Origin of the sequence: Stanieria cyanosphaera PCC 7437 (assembly GCF_000317575.1) — a bacterium.
Taxonomy (GTDB): Bacteria; Cyanobacteriota; Cyanobacteriia; order Cyanobacteriales; family Xenococcaceae; genus Stanieria; species Stanieria cyanosphaera.
Window position 1 is genome coordinate 1,247,177 of record NC_019748.1, and the last position, 16,738, is coordinate 1,263,914.

The 16,738-nt window shown below is 34.1% G+C and carries 15 protein-coding genes; 7 read left to right on the forward strand and 8 right to left on the reverse strand.

The annotated features are described in order from the left end of the window. The first annotated feature begins 209 nt into the window (after positions 1 to 209). Positions 210 to 431, forward strand: coding sequence for a hypothetical protein (locus STA7437_RS05470; protein ID WP_015192375.1), 222 nt, complete (start codon positions 210 to 212; stop codon positions 429 to 431). A 178-nt stretch (positions 432 to 609) separates the two neighbouring features. On the opposite strand, the gene STA7437_RS05475 is transcribed toward STA7437_RS05470, so the two are convergent. Beyond that, a complete protein-coding gene (locus STA7437_RS05475) occupies positions 610 to 1,077 on the reverse strand; it encodes a PPC domain-containing protein (RefSeq protein WP_015192376.1) in 468 nt (155 codons plus the stop codon). Between the two features lie 198 nt (positions 1,078 to 1,275). Here STA7437_RS05475 and STA7437_RS05480 point away from each other — a divergent pair, with 198 nt between their 5' ends. The 4 genes from STA7437_RS05480 (at position 1,276) to STA7437_RS05495 (ending at position 4,622) form a co-directional block, all read left to right on the forward strand. Beyond that, complete coding sequence (locus STA7437_RS05480; protein WP_015192377.1) at positions 1,276 to 2,124, forward strand: M48 family metalloprotease; 849 nt, start codon at positions 1,276 to 1,278, stop codon at positions 2,122 to 2,124. 230 nt (positions 2,125 to 2,354) lie between these two features. Next, positions 2,355 to 2,894, forward strand: coding sequence for a DUF456 domain-containing protein (locus STA7437_RS05485; RefSeq protein WP_015192378.1), 540 nt, complete (start codon positions 2,355 to 2,357; stop codon positions 2,892 to 2,894). Positions 2,895 to 3,250: 356 nt separating this feature from the next. After that, positions 3,251 to 3,883 carry a transaldolase family protein gene (locus tag STA7437_RS05490; RefSeq protein WP_015192380.1) on the forward strand — a complete coding sequence of 211 codons (633 nt, stop codon included), beginning with the start codon at positions 3,251 to 3,253 and terminating at the stop codon, positions 3,881 to 3,883. A 130-nt stretch (positions 3,884 to 4,013) separates the two neighbouring features. After that, entirely contained in the window at positions 4,014 to 4,622 is a 609-nt protein-coding gene (locus STA7437_RS05495; protein WP_015192381.1) for a hypothetical protein, read from the forward strand. Positions 4,623 to 4,684: 62 nt separating this feature from the next. Here STA7437_RS05495 and STA7437_RS05500 read toward each other — a convergent pair whose 3' ends face one another. The 5 genes from STA7437_RS05500 to STA7437_RS26835 form a co-directional block, all read right to left on the reverse strand. Continuing rightward, positions 4,685 to 5,035: a hypothetical protein gene (locus STA7437_RS05500; RefSeq protein ID WP_015192382.1), complete on the reverse strand. Its 351-nt coding sequence runs from the start codon at positions 5,033 to 5,035 to the stop codon at positions 4,685 to 4,687. A gap of 213 nt (positions 5,036 to 5,248) precedes the next feature. After that, positions 5,249 to 7,585: a putative PEP-binding protein gene (locus STA7437_RS05505; RefSeq protein WP_015192383.1), complete on the reverse strand. Its 2,337-nt coding sequence runs from the start codon at positions 7,583 to 7,585 to the stop codon at positions 5,249 to 5,251. 4 nt (positions 7,586 to 7,589) lie between these two features. Continuing rightward, complete coding sequence (locus tag STA7437_RS05510) at positions 7,590 to 8,504, reverse strand: ParA family protein (protein WP_015192384.1); 915 nt, start codon at positions 8,502 to 8,504, stop codon at positions 7,590 to 7,592. Between the two features lie 105 nt (positions 8,505 to 8,609). Continuing rightward, on the reverse strand, positions 8,610 to 9,284 hold the full coding sequence (locus tag STA7437_RS05515; protein WP_216087094.1) for a DMT family transporter: 675 nt from the start codon (positions 9,282 to 9,284) through the stop codon (positions 8,610 to 8,612). Beyond that, on the reverse strand, positions 9,175 to 9,522 hold the full coding sequence (locus tag STA7437_RS26835; protein ID WP_216087095.1) for a hypothetical protein: 348 nt from the start codon (positions 9,520 to 9,522) through the stop codon (positions 9,175 to 9,177). The genes STA7437_RS05515 and STA7437_RS26835 overlap by 110 nt, the downstream gene beginning before the upstream one ends. Before the next feature lie 167 nt (positions 9,523 to 9,689). Here STA7437_RS26835 and STA7437_RS05520 point away from each other — a divergent pair, with 167 nt between their 5' ends. Further along, entirely contained in the window at positions 9,690 to 10,214 is a 525-nt protein-coding gene (locus STA7437_RS05520; RefSeq protein ID WP_041619197.1) for a hypothetical protein, read from the forward strand. Further along, positions 10,183 to 10,467: a hypothetical protein gene (locus tag STA7437_RS05525; protein ID WP_041619202.1), complete on the forward strand. Its 285-nt coding sequence runs from the start codon at positions 10,183 to 10,185 to the stop codon at positions 10,465 to 10,467. Before STA7437_RS05520 ends, STA7437_RS05525 begins: the two co-directional genes overlap by 32 nt. A 1,421-nt stretch (positions 10,468 to 11,888) precedes the next feature. Here the strand turns inward: STA7437_RS05525 and STA7437_RS05535 are convergent. Further along, entirely contained in the window at positions 11,889 to 13,724 is a 1,836-nt protein-coding gene (locus STA7437_RS05535; protein WP_015192385.1) for a two-component system response regulator, read from the reverse strand. Next, positions 13,721 to 16,573, reverse strand: a complete 2,853-nt coding sequence (locus STA7437_RS05540; RefSeq protein WP_015192386.1) for a hybrid sensor histidine kinase/response regulator — start codon at positions 16,571 to 16,573, stop codon at positions 13,721 to 13,723. Before STA7437_RS05540 ends, STA7437_RS05535 begins: the two co-directional genes overlap by 4 nt. Between the last annotated feature and the right edge of the window lie 165 nt (positions 16,574 to 16,738).

The following is a 16,738-nucleotide window of genomic DNA, read 5'->3' on the forward strand; positions in this document are numbered from 1 at the left end:
GACGCCGAAGCGCTTTTGTACAGACGTAACATCCAATATGAGAACTGCTATATATTCGATTCAACTGCAAATAGCTGTAATTTATAAATCTTTCGTGGGATGAAAAGTCAGTCAAACTAAAAATACGATGAGGAAGTTAGTTAAGCCAAACCTCGACACAGTTCACGAGAAAGCTAATTAACAGTATTAACCTCATTAAGGATTTATTCATGTTTTTAAAAGACAAACAATCTGGTAGTCTGCTGAAAGTTGTAGAACTAGATGATTTATTTAGTCCAACTCATGATACTGTTCAAGGAAAATTACAAGATGGTCAAAATGAACAACCAACAGAATCTTTTTCTAAAGAAGATTTAGTTTTTCCATCTGGAGAAAATCTTCCTCTCTGCTGGTTAGATGCGGATTATCGTTTGAAGTCTGATCCAGAGTAACTTTGATTAAACAAGATTAAATCAGGGTGGGCAAATTTTTTTTGACCGCCCACTGAATATTTAGGTCGCTGCAAAAGATATTTATTGCTAATAGTAATGGTAAAATTAGTTGTTGTGATCGCTTATTATTTTGTTTAAGATCATTCTAATAAAATAAATCAGAATTTTAAAACTAAAATTATTGAGCTTGCTCGGTTTTTTCTGCTCTTAAACGGGTTAGTTTCAAATTAAATTTTCCCCCACTAGTTTCACCAAAAGCACGGACACGAACAATATATTGACCATCTTCATTAATACGCGAAAATAATAAAGAATTAGTCGTGCCGTCCGGGCCATCATCGTTTTCAGCTACAGTAGAACCATCAGATGCTATCAGCATCACCATCGTATCGAAATCCTCAGAAATTAAGTCAATCGCCACTTGATCTCCTGCTTTAAGATTAACGGTATAATCTCTAGCAAAGCCTCCTTCTCCAGTGGGAATATCTCGTTCGGTTAAAGTATCAGCAATTTCCTTCTGGGAAGAGAGATCGATCGGATTATAAAGTTTAACTTGTGCTTTCACTGGTAAAGCTGTGAACTTCATTACAAGTAAAGCAGCACTTAAAACTAAAAAATACCAACGAAAGACAAATATACTATTCATACAAGAGAAATAAAGGGTTAATTTAAACCTATTTATTAATATACAATGAGCAGATTTTAGCTGTTAGTTTCACGATCTATACATCCCTAGGATACTACATCATTTTCAGCGACTTAATAAAATTATCTAGAAGACTAAAGAAAGATAATTTTTGGTCATGATACTATCCTTTCAAAGTCTAATTGGAGTAAGTAATCAGTGAGTAGCCTATTTATTCGTCTAGGTATTGGTTTATTATTTTCAATTTTTGCGTTATTTAATTATTTTGTTAATGTAACAGAAAATCCTATTACAGGCGAAAAACAGAGACTTCAACTTTCTCCTCGTCAAGAAGTAATAATCGGATTACAATCTCGTCAGGAAATGGCTGCTAAACACAATGGTTTGTATCCCGATCAAACTTTACAAGCATATGTAGATCAAGTAGGCGATCGCATAGTTCAACAATCTTCAGTCAATCAATCTTCCTATCCTTTTGAATTTCATTTATTACGAGATACTCAAACAATTAACGCTTTTGCTTTACCTGGAGGACAAGTATTTATTACGGCTGCTTTGTTGGGGAGGTTAAATTCAGAAGCACAGTTAGCAGGAGTATTAGGACACGAAATTGCTCATGTAGTAGCTAGACACGGGGCAGAACATCTTGCTAAACAACAATTAGGCGCTGCTTTAGTAAATGCCGTTGGTATTGCTGCTAGTGATACCCCTGAAAGTGCTAGACAAGCTGCGATTTTGGCTCAAGCTGTCAATCAAATGGTTAATTTAAAATATGGACGAGAAGATGAGTTGGAAAGCGATCGCTTGGGTTTTCGTTTTATGACAGAAGCAGGTTATAACCCTCAAGGAATTGTAGAATTAATGCAAATTCTTGCCTCTTCTAGAAACGGACAACAACCAGCAGAATTTTTTAGTACTCATCCCAATCCAGGTAATAGAACAGAACGACTTGGAGCAATCATTCAAGAAAATTTTCCCAATGGTATTCCTGCCGAATTAGAAGAAGGTCAACAAAAATTTGCTCAAATTGTTGGTTCTCGGCTTTGACAGTGACCAGTTACCAGTTACCAGTGACCAGTTACCAGTTACCAGTGACCAGTTACCAGTTACCAGTTATTAGTTACCAGTTATTAGTTACCAGTTACCACATTATAAAATAATAAACATTCTTAAAATATAAAAGAAGCAGTAAAAATAAAAATAATTTAATAATATTTTCATGTTTTTGTGGTTACTTTTTTATCAGTTAATTTTTTGAAAAATAAAGGTAAATAAATATGGATATTACTTTAATTTATTGGCTTGTACTTGGTTTGATGATCTTAGGGGTAATCGGTGCAATTATTCCTGGTCTTCCTGGTAGTAGTCTAATTTTAATTGGTATTTTAATTTGGAGCGTAGCAACAGGATTTACTGGGATTGGATTGCCTCTGATTTTAATATTTATTGTCTTAATTCTTAGTGCAGGAATTGAATATTTAGCTCTTTATTTAGGGGCTAAACAAGTTGGTGCTAGTAAATGGGGTCAATATGGCGCGATCGCAGGAATGGCATTGGGTTTTTTAGGTTTGCTACCCGCTTTACCTTTTGGAGGCCCTTTAATTGGACTTCTGTTTGGCGCAATTTTGGGAGCGTTTATTGGTGAATTTCTTTATCGAAAAGATTTAGAATCTCAGGAAAGATTTCAACAAGCTTTTAAGGTAAGTTTAGGTATTGTAATCGGCTCGATTATTGGTAACGTAATTGAAGCTTTGTTAGCTGCTTTGGCAGTAATTATTTTTGTAATTAGTACCTGGCCTCCTGTAGGATTTAATTAATCAGTTACTAATTACTAAATTATGAGGGATGAATAATCAACCTCACCGAAGGTGCGCGTAGCGACCAACTATTAACCATTAGGAAAAACCAGGGAAACGAAATGTATCTTATTAAGAGGAATACATCTTATTCAAATGAATATATCTTTTAATAATTATTATTTGTTAGTTATTGATTTATTAATATTTTTGTTATCTCCTATTGTTTTTGTGATTAATATAATTATCTGGAAAGAGCGTTCTAATTCCTTGAAAATTAAAGTTGCTTATCTTTATTTAGGATTGTGGCTTACTTCATTTATTAGCTATTTAATAATGTCATAATTAAACTTGATTTCAATCCAATAATTACAAAAATGATTTATTTAGATTCAGCTATCATTGAAGAAGCAAAAATAGCAGTAAAAATGGGATGGATTAAAGGCATTACCACCAATCCAACTTTACTAGCAAAAAGTGATTTATCACCAAGCGAAACTTTAACCAAACTGACAAAAATTAGTCCTGGAGAATTATATTATCAACTTTGTACTACTGATTTTGATAGTATGGTAGCCGAAGGCAGAAAAGCACGGGAAATAATTGGTAAAAAAACTGTTTTAAAAATTCCTGCGACCGAATTAGGATTTCAAGTAACTGCTTATTTATCAAAAGAAATTAATTGTTCTGTCACAGCAATTTATAGTCCAGCACAAGCAGCAGTAGCAGCAGCAGCAGGAGCAAAATATGCGATCGCTTATGTTAACCGTGCTACTCGACTCCTAGGAGATGGTTTGGTTTTAGTTCGAGACATGGCAGCTATCTTGGCAGGTAGCAACACAGAAATTTTGGCTGCTAGTCTTAAATCTCCCGAAGAAGCAGCAGCAACACTACAAGCAGGTGCGCATCATTTAACTATTCCTCTAACAACTCTTCAAGCTATGACGACTCACGAGTTATCTAATCAAACAGTGGCAGAATTTAATCAAAATGGTCAAGGAATTTTTTAAAGGCTATAAAGTACAGTTAATACTTTGATTTTTACTTGTAATTGTTAATGGTTGATTATTAATTCCTCATAATTTAGTAATTAGTAATTAGTAATTAGTAACTGATATTGGTAACTGAATTCAAATTTTCATGAACAAACTGAAGTCCTATTACAACAGTGAAGGTAAAACTTATTTAGTAGAGGTGAAACTGAGTAGTATTAGCCAACTATTCAATTCTTTTGATCCTTCTCCTTTTATTGAAAAAGATTTGGATGATGAGGTTGAAAATTATATTGTTCAGTCGGTAAGAGAATTTTCAATCAATACACCACTCAAATTAATTTTTTACCTCCCACCAGAAAAGCAAGACGAAGCCAAACAAATTTTACCTGAAGCTATTCATCATTACTTTGATTACAGAAAACAAAATTCTGAAAAAGAATTACGAACAATTCTACGCCAAGGTCGTACTTCTTTAATAATTGGACTGGTATTTTTGTTTACTTGTATTAGTACTACAGAATTTACAAATTGGCTAGCAAGTGGCCCTCTCACTCATATTTTTCAAGAAGGATTAGTAATTATTGGTTGGGTAGCTATGTGGCGACCGATAGAAATTTTTCTTTACGATTGGTGGTCGATTAAAAATAATCAAAAATTGTATGACAAACTTAGTCAAATAACGATAGAAATTAAACAAAATAAAGAAGAAAAAGTTAGTATTAAATCTCAATCAAAAGAAATTTTGCCTTTATAGTATTTAAAAAAAATATGAAGGACAATTAAGCAATTGTCCCTCGGTGTTTATTGATTTGTTAACTAATCTTTTAAAGCATCAGGAGCAGTTCTTTCAGCAGTGTCTGGATACAATTGACCGAATTCTTTTACAGCTTGTGCTGACTCTTTACCAATTTCTGCAAGCCTTTCGCCTGGGTTGTTTTCAGTTTCGCGAGCTTTTTGATACCATTCTCTTGTGGTAGTAGGTCTTTCAGAATTAGATTCAAATACTTTGTCACTAATATTATTTAAAGCTTGATTGTTGCTTGCACTATTAAAACCGCTTGTTAGCAAGATTAATCCCACAAATACAGTAGCAAGAAAACTTTTTACTTGAACTAATTTTAAAAGGGAACTGACGCGAGCGATCGCTTTAGAAATCAAATGAATCATGATGAGCCTCTATAAGTCCATTTTCAATAATTTTTTGAGTTTCGGAGTTTCATTAACTAGTCATGAAGACAGATTAGAAACAAAATCGGCTCAAAATCTTAGATTGATTCTCAGCCGATTGGCTTTTCCGAACATAGATTCAAAGTAGCTATAATCAGAAACTAATCCCTCTAACAAAAGTTATAAGGTTGTTCTCTGTCAAAAGTCTTATTGTCAATGTTTAATAGTCGTTTGATTACCAGGGAAACGGTTGACATTTACATTCCCTAAAGATTGACGAGCTACTTCTAAACATAAACGATGTTCAGCACGAGCGATCGCTTTGTAAGTAGGAATTACAGCTTCTGGTTCGACAGAAATGGTCGTAATACCCCATCGAACTAACTGGTCAATTAGTTGAGGATATTGTACAGGAGCTTGACCGCAAATTGAGCAAGGAATACCAGCTTGTTGAGCAGCTTTAATAATTTGTGCGATCGCTTTTAACACGGCAGGATGATTGGCAGTTAATCCACTAGCAGCAAAGTCTGCTTGTTCTCGATCTATTCCTAACAGTAGTTGAGTTAGATCATTTGTACCAATAGCTATTCCTTGGATTCCTGCCTGTACGTATTCTTCAATTAAAAACATCACCGAGGGGATTTCTGCCATCATCCACAGTTGAAAATTCGGTTGTCTAGTTAAACCAACTTCATCGATCAAACGACGGCAATAAGTAACTTCGGCAATACTACGCACAAAAGGCAAAATCAGATGGCAGTTAGTATAACCTTCTGAATACAACTGTGCCAAAGCAGATAACTCTAATTTAAATAAGCTCGAATCAGAGAGGTAATTGTACGTACCTCTTTTACCCACAATCGGATTAATTTCAGTTTTTTTTGCCCCAAAACAATAATCCAAAGAACGATAAAATATAGGTCTAGGAGTAAAACTTGTCACAAACTGACTCAAACGATTGATAATCTCTCCCAATAAATTTGAAGAAGAGACTTGAGCTAAAAAATTATTAGAGCTAATCAGATCTGCTAGCATCAACTCAGCACGAATCAAACCAACTCCATCAATTGGTAAATAAGCAGCACTATCAACCAGATTAGTTTGACTCAAATTAACCATCAGTTGAGTAGCAATCGGATAAGGATTCATTAAAGAGCGATCGCTTTGTAACCATCCTAAAGAATCCACTCTAGTCCTCGCTTCTTCTTCCTTTTGCTCCCAACTACTCATTATTTTTTCCTCTGGTGATAATCGATAAATCTTGCCAGTATTACCGTTGAGTAAGATTTTGTCTCCTGTTTGCAGCAGTTGTGTAGCGTTATTAACTCCCACAATGGCAGGAATACCTAATTCCCTGGCTAAGATTGCTCCATGACTGGTAATACCACCTTGTTCGGTAATAATTCCACCAATGTGTTGTAGTAGAGAAATTTGATGAGGAGCAAGCTGTTTTAAAACAACAATACTACCTGGTTTGATTTGCTCAGAAGAAAGCATAGAATCAAGATTAACCTCAACAGTTGCTTTAACTATTCCTGAAGCAGCAGCTATTCCAGTTAGTAAAGGTTGATCGGTACTTTGCCAAGAGGCAGTGGAAAAATAATTTAACTGAGTAAAATAAAATTTATCAATACTATTTTGGGGTAAAGTCCATTCTAAATAATTAATATGCCTTCTTTTTTGAGCTAAATCTTCAATTGATTGAATTAAACGAGTTAAGGTATTATCATCTACTGCAAATTGTTCTTGTTCTGCTTCAGTTGTTAGCTCTACTTCTAAACAATTGTCTTCTTCTGCTTGGCTGATATTTTGAAGACGATAAGCTAAAGTTTTAATCCCCAACTGACGATTAATAATATTTAAAGTTTTGCGGTCTATTTCATAAAAATCTGGTTGTATTTCTCCTCTGAGAAGACTATGCCCTAAACCCAAAGTAGCCGAAATAAAGAGACGATCTGACTTTAATTCGACAATACCAGAAGCCTTGGCATTATATAAAGGTTGAACTAAAACAGCTAAATTAAGTTTTTCTAAATCAATTCCCAATTTTTGCCAATAGAATAAACTTTTTGCCCCAAATAAATCTGCCCAAACTTTTTTGATCGTCTTAGTTAAAGTGTTTGGTTGACAACGACAACTATGCGATCGCCATAAACCTGTAGTCATTCGTTGGTAATGGTGAGAAACCACTAAAGAAGGGCGAACAATCAAAGTTTGAGCATTTAATTGCGTTGCTGCTGCAAAAATTTCTGCTTGCCATTGCTCAGGAAAAGGAGTTTCCAGAATAATTTGACGACTTTTTTGCGCAACTGACTGAAGTACCAAATAATTATCTACATTGAGATGTAAAGAAGAATTAGGTAAATTAGCAATTAACGATTGAGCATCATTAAAATTTTCCAGAAACTCTTTTAATATTGGCGTACCAATCACATAACCAGGCAAAATCGGATAGCCATGCTGTAAAAGCTGACTCAAAATAAATACTTTTTCTCCAACGAAAGATTGCTCAGATGGACTGATTTGTGAGAGCCAATAAAGATGTTTCACTACTTTAATGTACAGCCATTAATTCTGTGTTACCAACCTTAACTTTTTCGATCAATTCTTCGGTTAATTTGACAAAAGCTTTAGAACCAACAGAATTCGGCATAGCTATTACTGCGGGAGTAAATAAATCTACAGCTTTAGCAACATTAACATCCATAGGAATAGAGTTAGTAAATAATTGAGAAGGGTAATAATCGTCTCTAACTCTTTTCATTACTTGTTTGTAATATCTGCCCATTAATCCTCCTGCCGAGAGAACAAAAACAATCCCTAGCAAATTGATATTTAGTGGTTCGATATTTTGATGACTTTCTTTGAGTTTCGCAATTCTTCTTTCTAATAGTTGAATACCTACTAAAGAAAGCGGTTCAGGACGAGCAGGCAGTAAGTAATAATTACTAGCAGCAATACCACTGCGAGTTAGCAAATTATACCCAGGAGCGCAGTCCATAATAATGAAATCGTAATCATCAATCACTTGATCGACGATTTGTTTAATTAAAATTCTTTCAAAATTATCCCATATTTTTTCAAACTCTTGTTCATCCTCTTCTAAAGCTTTTTTATGTAACATTTCCGAAACTAGATATTCATCGTAAAGCTCAATATCTCCTGGTAATAATTCCAAACCTTCAATGTTACAAATATTGGCATAAATAAGGTCTTGAATTTCAAGTTTACTCCAAGGATTAGGACTAATTACCTGATCGATTAGATAACTTAAAGTGCGTCTTTTTTTCCGCATTTTGGCAAAATCGTGGGGAGAAATTAAGCTTAAAGTTGCACTAATTTGCGAATCTAAATCTAAAACTAAAACTCGCTTGCCGTGATTTTTGGCTAAACAAGTAGCAAGATTTACAGTGAGAGTAGTTTTACCTACTCCGCCTTTCATATTTACTGTGCTAATCACAATTCCCATTAGCTTATTTCCTCACAGTTCTAGTTACAGGTTAGTTTGCCAGAAGATTGACGGAATAAATCTTGATATTTCCTATATTTTGTTAATTGTTTTTTAAAACACTATTTATTTAGTAATAGTTGCCAAAGCAACCCCCAGTAAAAGTACCAATCCTCCGACAATGACTAAATTAGGAGGTGTTTCAGCGAAAAGAAAATATCCTAACAAACTAGAGCCGATTGGTTCAAATAAAATACTTAAAGTGACAAAAGTTGGAGAAATCCATTTGATTGCCCAGTTAAAACTAGTATGACCAATTAATTGCGAAATAATCGCCATTAATAACACATAAAAATAAACTTTACTCGGATAATCAAAATAATTGACTCCAAAGAGTAGAGGTAAAGGAAATAAAATTAAAGCTGCGGTGGAATAAGAGACGGCAATGTAATTACTGATATTTAAGCCTTGTCTTTGTGCTTGCGAACCAAATAAAAAATATAAGCTAGTCATCCAAGCCCCGATTAAAGCTAAAATATCTCCCAAAATAGGATTGGTAAGCTGTTTTGATTCATAATCAGCTAAGGCAATAATTATTCCTCCTGTTAAGGCAATTAAGATACCGATAATACTGTATTTATTCAGTTTTTCTTTTAACCAAACTCGCGATAAAATAGCTACCCAAATTGGATTAGTAGTTACTAAAGCGGTAGAAGCAGCGATTGAAGTAAAAGCTAAAGAAGTAATCCAAGTTGCAAAATGTAAAGCCAAACAAATTCCAGCAGCGAGAGGTTCGCTCATACTTCGCGATCGCAAAAATTAGAGCTTTAGTAGTAACTTGATGTTTTTTAAAGTTTTGCCAAGCAGGAATTAAGATTACAGCAGAGATAATTAAACGAGATGCAGCAATAAAGAGACTAAAACCCACACTATTAGTTGCTGCTGCTGCCATTGCCAAGCGAATCAAAATTGCTGCGGTAGAAACTGCGACAACACCAATCGATAAAACAATTCCTACCTGCCAGGATTTAGGCTGCATTAGAAAATTAGATAAATTGAGATTTATAGAGAATTTTCTGAAAAATCTGTTAGTTCCAGCAAAATAACGGGAATTCTAAAATTATAATTCCTTTCTCCTCACACTCAACGAATACAGATATGTCTGAGATTTACTTTGCGAAGGCTGCTTTTCGCGAAATATAAGTATTGTCGTCTAAGGATTTAGAAAAGTTAAAAGATATTGTTATTCGTCTAAGTCAATCGGATTTTGCTCACACCAAAAAACTTCGAGGATATGATTCATTTGAGCGAACTAAATATAACCGCACGGATAAACTGCGTGTAATTTGGTATTTCTTTGCAGAAGATATCGTAATTATTCAAGTTGTACAACGGAGAGATGCTTATAAACAAAATTTAAAAAATCGTCGATGTAGTCATCTAATTCATTGGCAAAATATTGCCCAATTACCTGAAGAAAAATCTGTAGCAACACCAATTTATAAATGGAATAATGAAGGGCAAAGTAATTGGTTTAGATTTATTTACGGTGGTTATCGTTATTCTCCTCAATTAACAAGTCATCAAAGAGAAGTAATTGAAGATTTAATAGATTCAATTAATAAATATAACTATAATCTAAGCACAGAAGATATTAGAAATAAAAGTTTACTAATTCAAAGCGCACCTGGAAGGAGATTTGAATCAGCGTATTCAACCAGTAAATTTTGATTGGGGACATTTAGAGCTAAAAAAAAGAACAAACTTACTTTACAATTATCGTAATTCAAAAAAAATCTTAGAATTTGCTGAACAATTTATAGAAAGAGCTAAAGAAATAAATAAACAAGAGGGAAATTCATACGCTCAAATTCCATCCTGTGCTGATCCTGAATATGCTGTTGAAGGAGGAGAACAAATCAGGATAATAGAATATAAATTACAAGAAGAAGCTCAACATTTTCTTAAGCAATTTAGAAAATAACTGTAATCAATTAAATCAAGAAATAGATAAAAAACGAGAATTATTTGAAATAAGTTTATCTGTACTGGAAGAGATTAAAGCTCAAGGTAGAGAGATTAAAAATACCTGTATTGAATGGAATAACTTTAAAGCTCAGATTGATGAAGATAAAAATGATTTAATTAAGTATCATCAAACAATCAAACAGGATTGTGATATTTTTAGTGATCAAGTTAAAACAAGCTATGAAATAATTAATCAAATTCAACAAGATAAAGAGACAGTAAAACAATTAAATCAAGAAACTAAAATCAAAAGCGATCGCGTTGAAGAAATTCAACTTCAATTAGAAACACTTCATCAAGAAATAAAAGCTTATGCTCAAAGTTGCCAAGCACAATTAATTGAATCTAACGAAATTAAAGCAACAATATTAAAACTTTCAGAAATTAATCAGAATCAGACTAATACTGTAGTTGAGATTGAATCAAACTTACACAATCTTCAGCAACAAGTTCAACTTGAATACCAAAGTTTTACCCAACAAAGCCAAACAATTACGACACAATTACAGCAATTAGCTAATACAGTATATCAAGATAAAGAGATAGTAACACAATTAAATCAAGAAACTAAAATCAAAAGCGATCGCGTTGAAGAAATTAATAATAAATTAGAAACACTTCATCAAGAAATCCAAACTTATGCTCAAAGTTGCCAAGCACAATTAACTGAATCTAACGAAATTAAAGCAACAATATTAAAACTTTCAGAAATTAATCAGAATCAGACTAATACTGTAGTTGAGATTGAATCAAACTTACACAATCTTCAGCAACAAGTTCAACTTGAATACCAAAGTTTTACCCAACAAAGTCAAACAATTACGACACAATTACAGCAATTAGCTAATACAGTACATCAAGATAAAGAGACAGTAACACAATTAAATAAAAAAACTAAAATCAAAAGCGATCGCATTGAAGAAATTAATAATAAAATAGAGGAAAAATTTGATGAACTTAAAACCTCTTTAGAAATTGAAATTAAAAACAAACACAAATTACTTAAATACTGGTTATTTAGCTTAACAGGATTACTTTTAATTTTAGGATTAGTAGGATTTGAATCCAATCATTTCAAACAAAAACTTACACTTTTATCATCTTATGTTAAACAAGAAATATTCATTGAGCGATAAAGTAAATTTTTGCCAACAACTCTAAAAAATTATATTTAAATTCTTTTCAATAATCATCATATCAGTGAAAAAAAATAGAAAGTAGAAGACAGAAAACAGAAGAAAAAAAATATTTATAACTGATAACTGATAACTGATAACTGGTAACTGGTAACTGATAACTGATAACTGATAACTGGTAACTGGTAACTGATAACTGATAACTGATAACTGGTAACTGGTAACTGGTAACTGAAATACTTTACCATTGAGGATTGGTAGCAATAATTGATTCAGCTAACTGTAAATTAAGAGGTTTAGAAAAGAAATACCCTTGCGCTGCTTCACAACCCAACTTACTGAGATGAGTTACTTGATGAGGTGTTTCTACTCCTTCTGCGATCGCTTTCATGCCTAGAGAATGAGCTAAAGTAATAATTGTCTTCACGATTTCACAATTTTCTCCTTCAGCATTGATCAAACTGACAAAAGAGCGATCGATTTTAAGAGTATCAATTGGGAAACGATGTAAATAACTGAGGGATGAATAACCTGTACCAAAATCATCAATACTTAATTGAATTTTTTGCTCTTTGATTTGAGTAAGAAGTTCAATTGTTTTATCTCCTTGATCCATTAACATAGTTTCTGTAAGTTCTAAACGAAGATTTTCCCCATTTAAACTAGTTTCAGCTAAAATTCGAGCTAGTTTTTCTATAAAATCAAATTGTTGAATTTGTCTAATCGAAAGATTAATGCTTAGATGCAGAGATGAAGCATGAGGAAATTTGGTTTGCCAAGTACGTAACTGTTGACAAGCTTCTCGTAACACCCATTCACCAATTGGTTCAATTAAACCCGTATCTTCAGCGATCGCAATAAAATCACCAGGAGAAATTAAACCAGTTAGGGGATGTTGCCAGCGTAACAGTACTTCAAAACCGATCACCTGACGAGTTTTTAAAGAGACAATTGGTTGATAATTAAGTAGAAATTCTTGACGTTCGATAGCTAAACGCAAGTCTGTTTCTAGTTGAGAAAGATGAATCGTCTGAGCGTACATTTCTTGATCGAAGATAGCATAACGTCCTTTTCCTAAAGCTTTAGCACGATACATGGCAATATCGGCATCCCGTAATAACTCGATACCATTTTGATAATGTGTCGAACCCAAAACGATACCAATGCTAGCACCAGAAAAAACTTTCCGCTCTTGTAAATGAATAGGAGAAGTAAGTTGAGCTAATAATCTTTCGGCGATCGCGATCGCATCTTGAAAATCTTGTAAATCTTCTAGAAGAATAGTAAACTCATCTCCACTCAACCGAGCAACCGTATCTACATCACGAGAACATTTTTTCAAAATATCAGCGATCGCAATTAAAAGTTGATCACCTACTGCGTGTCCCCAACTATCATTAATAATTTTAAAGCGATCGAGGTCAATAAACAGAACAGCAAACAAATAATCTTGATTTCTGTAACTACGTTGTAGAGCTTTTTGCAAATGCTCCATAAACAAAGTCCGATTAGGTAAACCAGTCAAAGCATCATGTAAAGCCTGAGCTAATAGTAATTGTTGTGTTTGTTTGTGTTGAGCAATTTCTTGATTTAGTTTATGAATAACTTGTTCTAATTGTTTAGTTCTTTGTTGAACTTTTTGTTCTAATTGGGTATTTAATAAAGAAATTTCTGCTTTAGCTGCTTGTAAAGCTAATTGATGCTGGATGCGAGCTAGAACTTCTTCAATTTGAAAAGGTTTAGTAATATAATCTACCCCACCCACCGCAAAAGCTTTTACCTTATCCACAACCCCATCAAACGCACTCAAGAAAATGATGGGAATTTCACGAGTTAATTGATCTGCTTTAAGTTTCTCACAAACTTCATAGCCGTCGAGATCGGGCATTTTGATATCCAGCAGAATTAAATCAGGTGGATTTTTTTTAGCTGTAATTAATGCCATAACACCATTTTTAGCGCAACGAACTTGATAACCTTGCTCGCTTAGAGTTGTAGACAAAACTCTTAAATTATCAGGAATATCATCGACTATTAAAATATTTGCTAAAAAAGAATTGAACTGAATATTATTCATAAATTGACAGCTTCTTGAGCCAGATTCATAATACGTTCAAAATCAAAATCATCTACTTCTTTTTGGATAGCTTTGGCTAAATTTTGCTGGTCGTGGGGTATTTCTGCTAATAATTGAGCAATTAGTTGATTATTAATCAAAGCAGCAGCTTCAGAAAGTTCTTCTAACCATTGATCAGACATAATTGCTAAAGCTTCGGCGGTTAATTTTTCAAGAGCTGCTAATTCAGAATTGTCTTCACAGTCAAGATTTTCGTAGAGATAACGAACTCCCAAATATTGACTCATCTTTTCAAAAATTACTTTTTCCCGAAAAGGTTTGCGCACAAAATCATCACAACCAGCAGAGAGAACAACTGCTTTTTCTTCTTCAAGAGTACTGGCAGTAAGGGCAATAATTGCGGTAGCTTGTCCTTTGAGATGAGATTTTATTTGTTGAGTAGCTTCATAACCATTCATAATAGGCATTCTCATATCCATCCAAATCAGATGAGGTTGCCAACTTTCCCAAAGTTGTACGGCTTCTTGTCCGTTGGTTGCCTCTTGTACTTGAAAACCAATTGGTTGTAATAACTTAATCAATAGTTGTCGATTTTCCCAGCGATCGTCTACTATTAAAATACGATATTCTTGTTGATTAAATTCAAGAGCAATTACTCTTTTAGTTTGTAGTTTCGCTTCAATTCTATTGGCTTCACTAAGCAAAGCTTGAATATAAAATTTAAAAATTGTACCTTTACCTACTTGAGAACTAACACTAATCTCTCCGCCCATCAATTCAACAAACTCTTTACTAATTGGTAAACCCAAACCAGTTCCTTGTTGCAATTGTTTACCTGTTTGAGTTTGGACAAATGGTTCAAATAAATTATCAATTTCTTCATCCGCAATGCCCGCACCCGTGTCTTCTACTTCAAAGGCAAGGCAGATGTCTCCTGTTCCCCTTTTCTCCTCTTCTTCTCTAACTAAACTAACCCGTAAAGTAACACTACCGTCGTTAGTAAACTTAATCGCATTTCCTAATAAATTAATTAAAACTTGACGTAGTTTTTTGTCGTCGGTTTGGATATATCGAGGTAAATTGCTGCTACGTTCGATCAGAAGCTGTAAACCTTTAGATTCTGCTTTTAAAGCTAACATTTCTTCGATTAAATTTAACAGAGTATACAAATCGAAATCCGTAGGATAGAAAGTCATTTGTCCTGACTCGATTTTGGCTAAATCCAGGACATCATTGATTAAAGAGAGTAAGTGTTCGCCACTGCGATTGATAATACCGAGATTCTCTTGTTGTTTTTTAGTTAGAGAAGTTTCACGGTTCATCAGTTGTGTAAAACCAAGAATGGCATTCAGAGGAGTACGAAGTTCGTGACTCATATTAGCCAAAAATTCGCTTTTAGCACGATTGGCAAGTTCTGCTATATCTTTAGCTTGTTGTAGTTCGGCGGTTCTTTGTTCGACTCTGGTTTCTAGTTCATCGTTAGCTTTGGCTAATTCCTGATTTGCTCGGTCTAATTTTTCGTTGACTTTGACAAATTCCTGATTTTTGCGAGCTAAATTAGTAAAAGACGTTTGGAGTTGTTGCGCCATTTCATTAAAGGAGTGGGATAAAACTCCCAATTCGATGATGCCTCTAACTTCTACCTGTTGATTTAAATCTCCTTGGGCAATGGCAACAGATGCTTTACCTAAACGCAGGATAGGTTTGGTAATCCAACGAGAAGTAATTAATCCTAAACCCATAGCTACTATTAGTGCTAAAAAACATAGGATGATGGTTGTCTGAGTGTTGGCATTAATCTGTGCCATGAAGTCTGATTCAGGAATAGTAGTGACTACTAACCAATCCAAACCATATTGATCTTGCCAGGGAGTAACTCGAACAAACTGACGCTCTCCTTGTAATTCAAAACTTAATTTTTGTTCTTCTTTGATTGCTTGAAAATTACCAAATTTTTGTTGTAAATATTGAGTTGTGGTTTGAATTTGAGAGTCGGAACTCTTGGTAGCATTCAGTCTGGTAGCTACACCATTGATTAAAGTAAAAGGCTTTTCAGTACTAGAACTAGCAATTAATAAACCGTCGCGTTCGATAATAAAAGTCTTAGCACTAGGGCTAATTGTTAATTGTTGTAAGAACTCGCTAATCCCAGTTAAAAGGAGATCGATTCCAACTGTACCGAGTAACTGATGATTTTTGTCATAGATAGGGCTATTGATTGAAACTGAAATAAATTCAGGCGTATCATCCCAGTTGTATACTGAACCCCAGATTGGTTTACCTGCTTTGACTGCTTCCCAGTAAGCCGACTCTTCCAGAGGATTGTAATCATTTGAGATGGTTACAACTTTAGTACGATCGCCCTGATTATCTGTAGCGTAAGTATAGGTTTTCATTTTAGTAGTAAGCGAACGTTCATCGATAGTTACACCTTGTCCATCTAAATATCTTCCTGCACCAGCATATTCGCCCGTCGTCAGTGCGTAGGAAATGAAAGTGATATCTGGATACGCTTGCAGTTGTTTCCAAAAATAATGCCCTGATGTTTGAAAATCTTTTAAGTCCAACAATCCTAGAGCGATCGCATCAAGATTAATTTGATTGAGTTTTTGAGGCGTTTCTAAATAGTGATCGAGGTGTTCGGAGACTAAATTACTGCTTTTGTCGATTAAGCGATTGGCAAGATCATTAACTGCTTGTTGTCCATTTTCAAAGGAAAGATAACCTACTAGTCCCACTGCGCCGACAATTTGCGCTACAAAAGGTAAGACTAAAATTAGGCGTAAAGGTAATCCTGTAAACCTAATCTTGGTTTCTTTTGATGACGCTGTAGTTTTTAAAACTTTCATCTTTATCTATTTGAGACCAGTTATCAGTAGAGAAGTACCATGGTACGTCTCTACTTAAGATTGCCCAAAAAAAAGTCTCAAAGCGCAAAATTTAATTTTATTTTGTTAATTTCTTAGTTAAAATTGCTGAAAATAATGTTTTAAAAAAAAGCAGAAGCATTATTC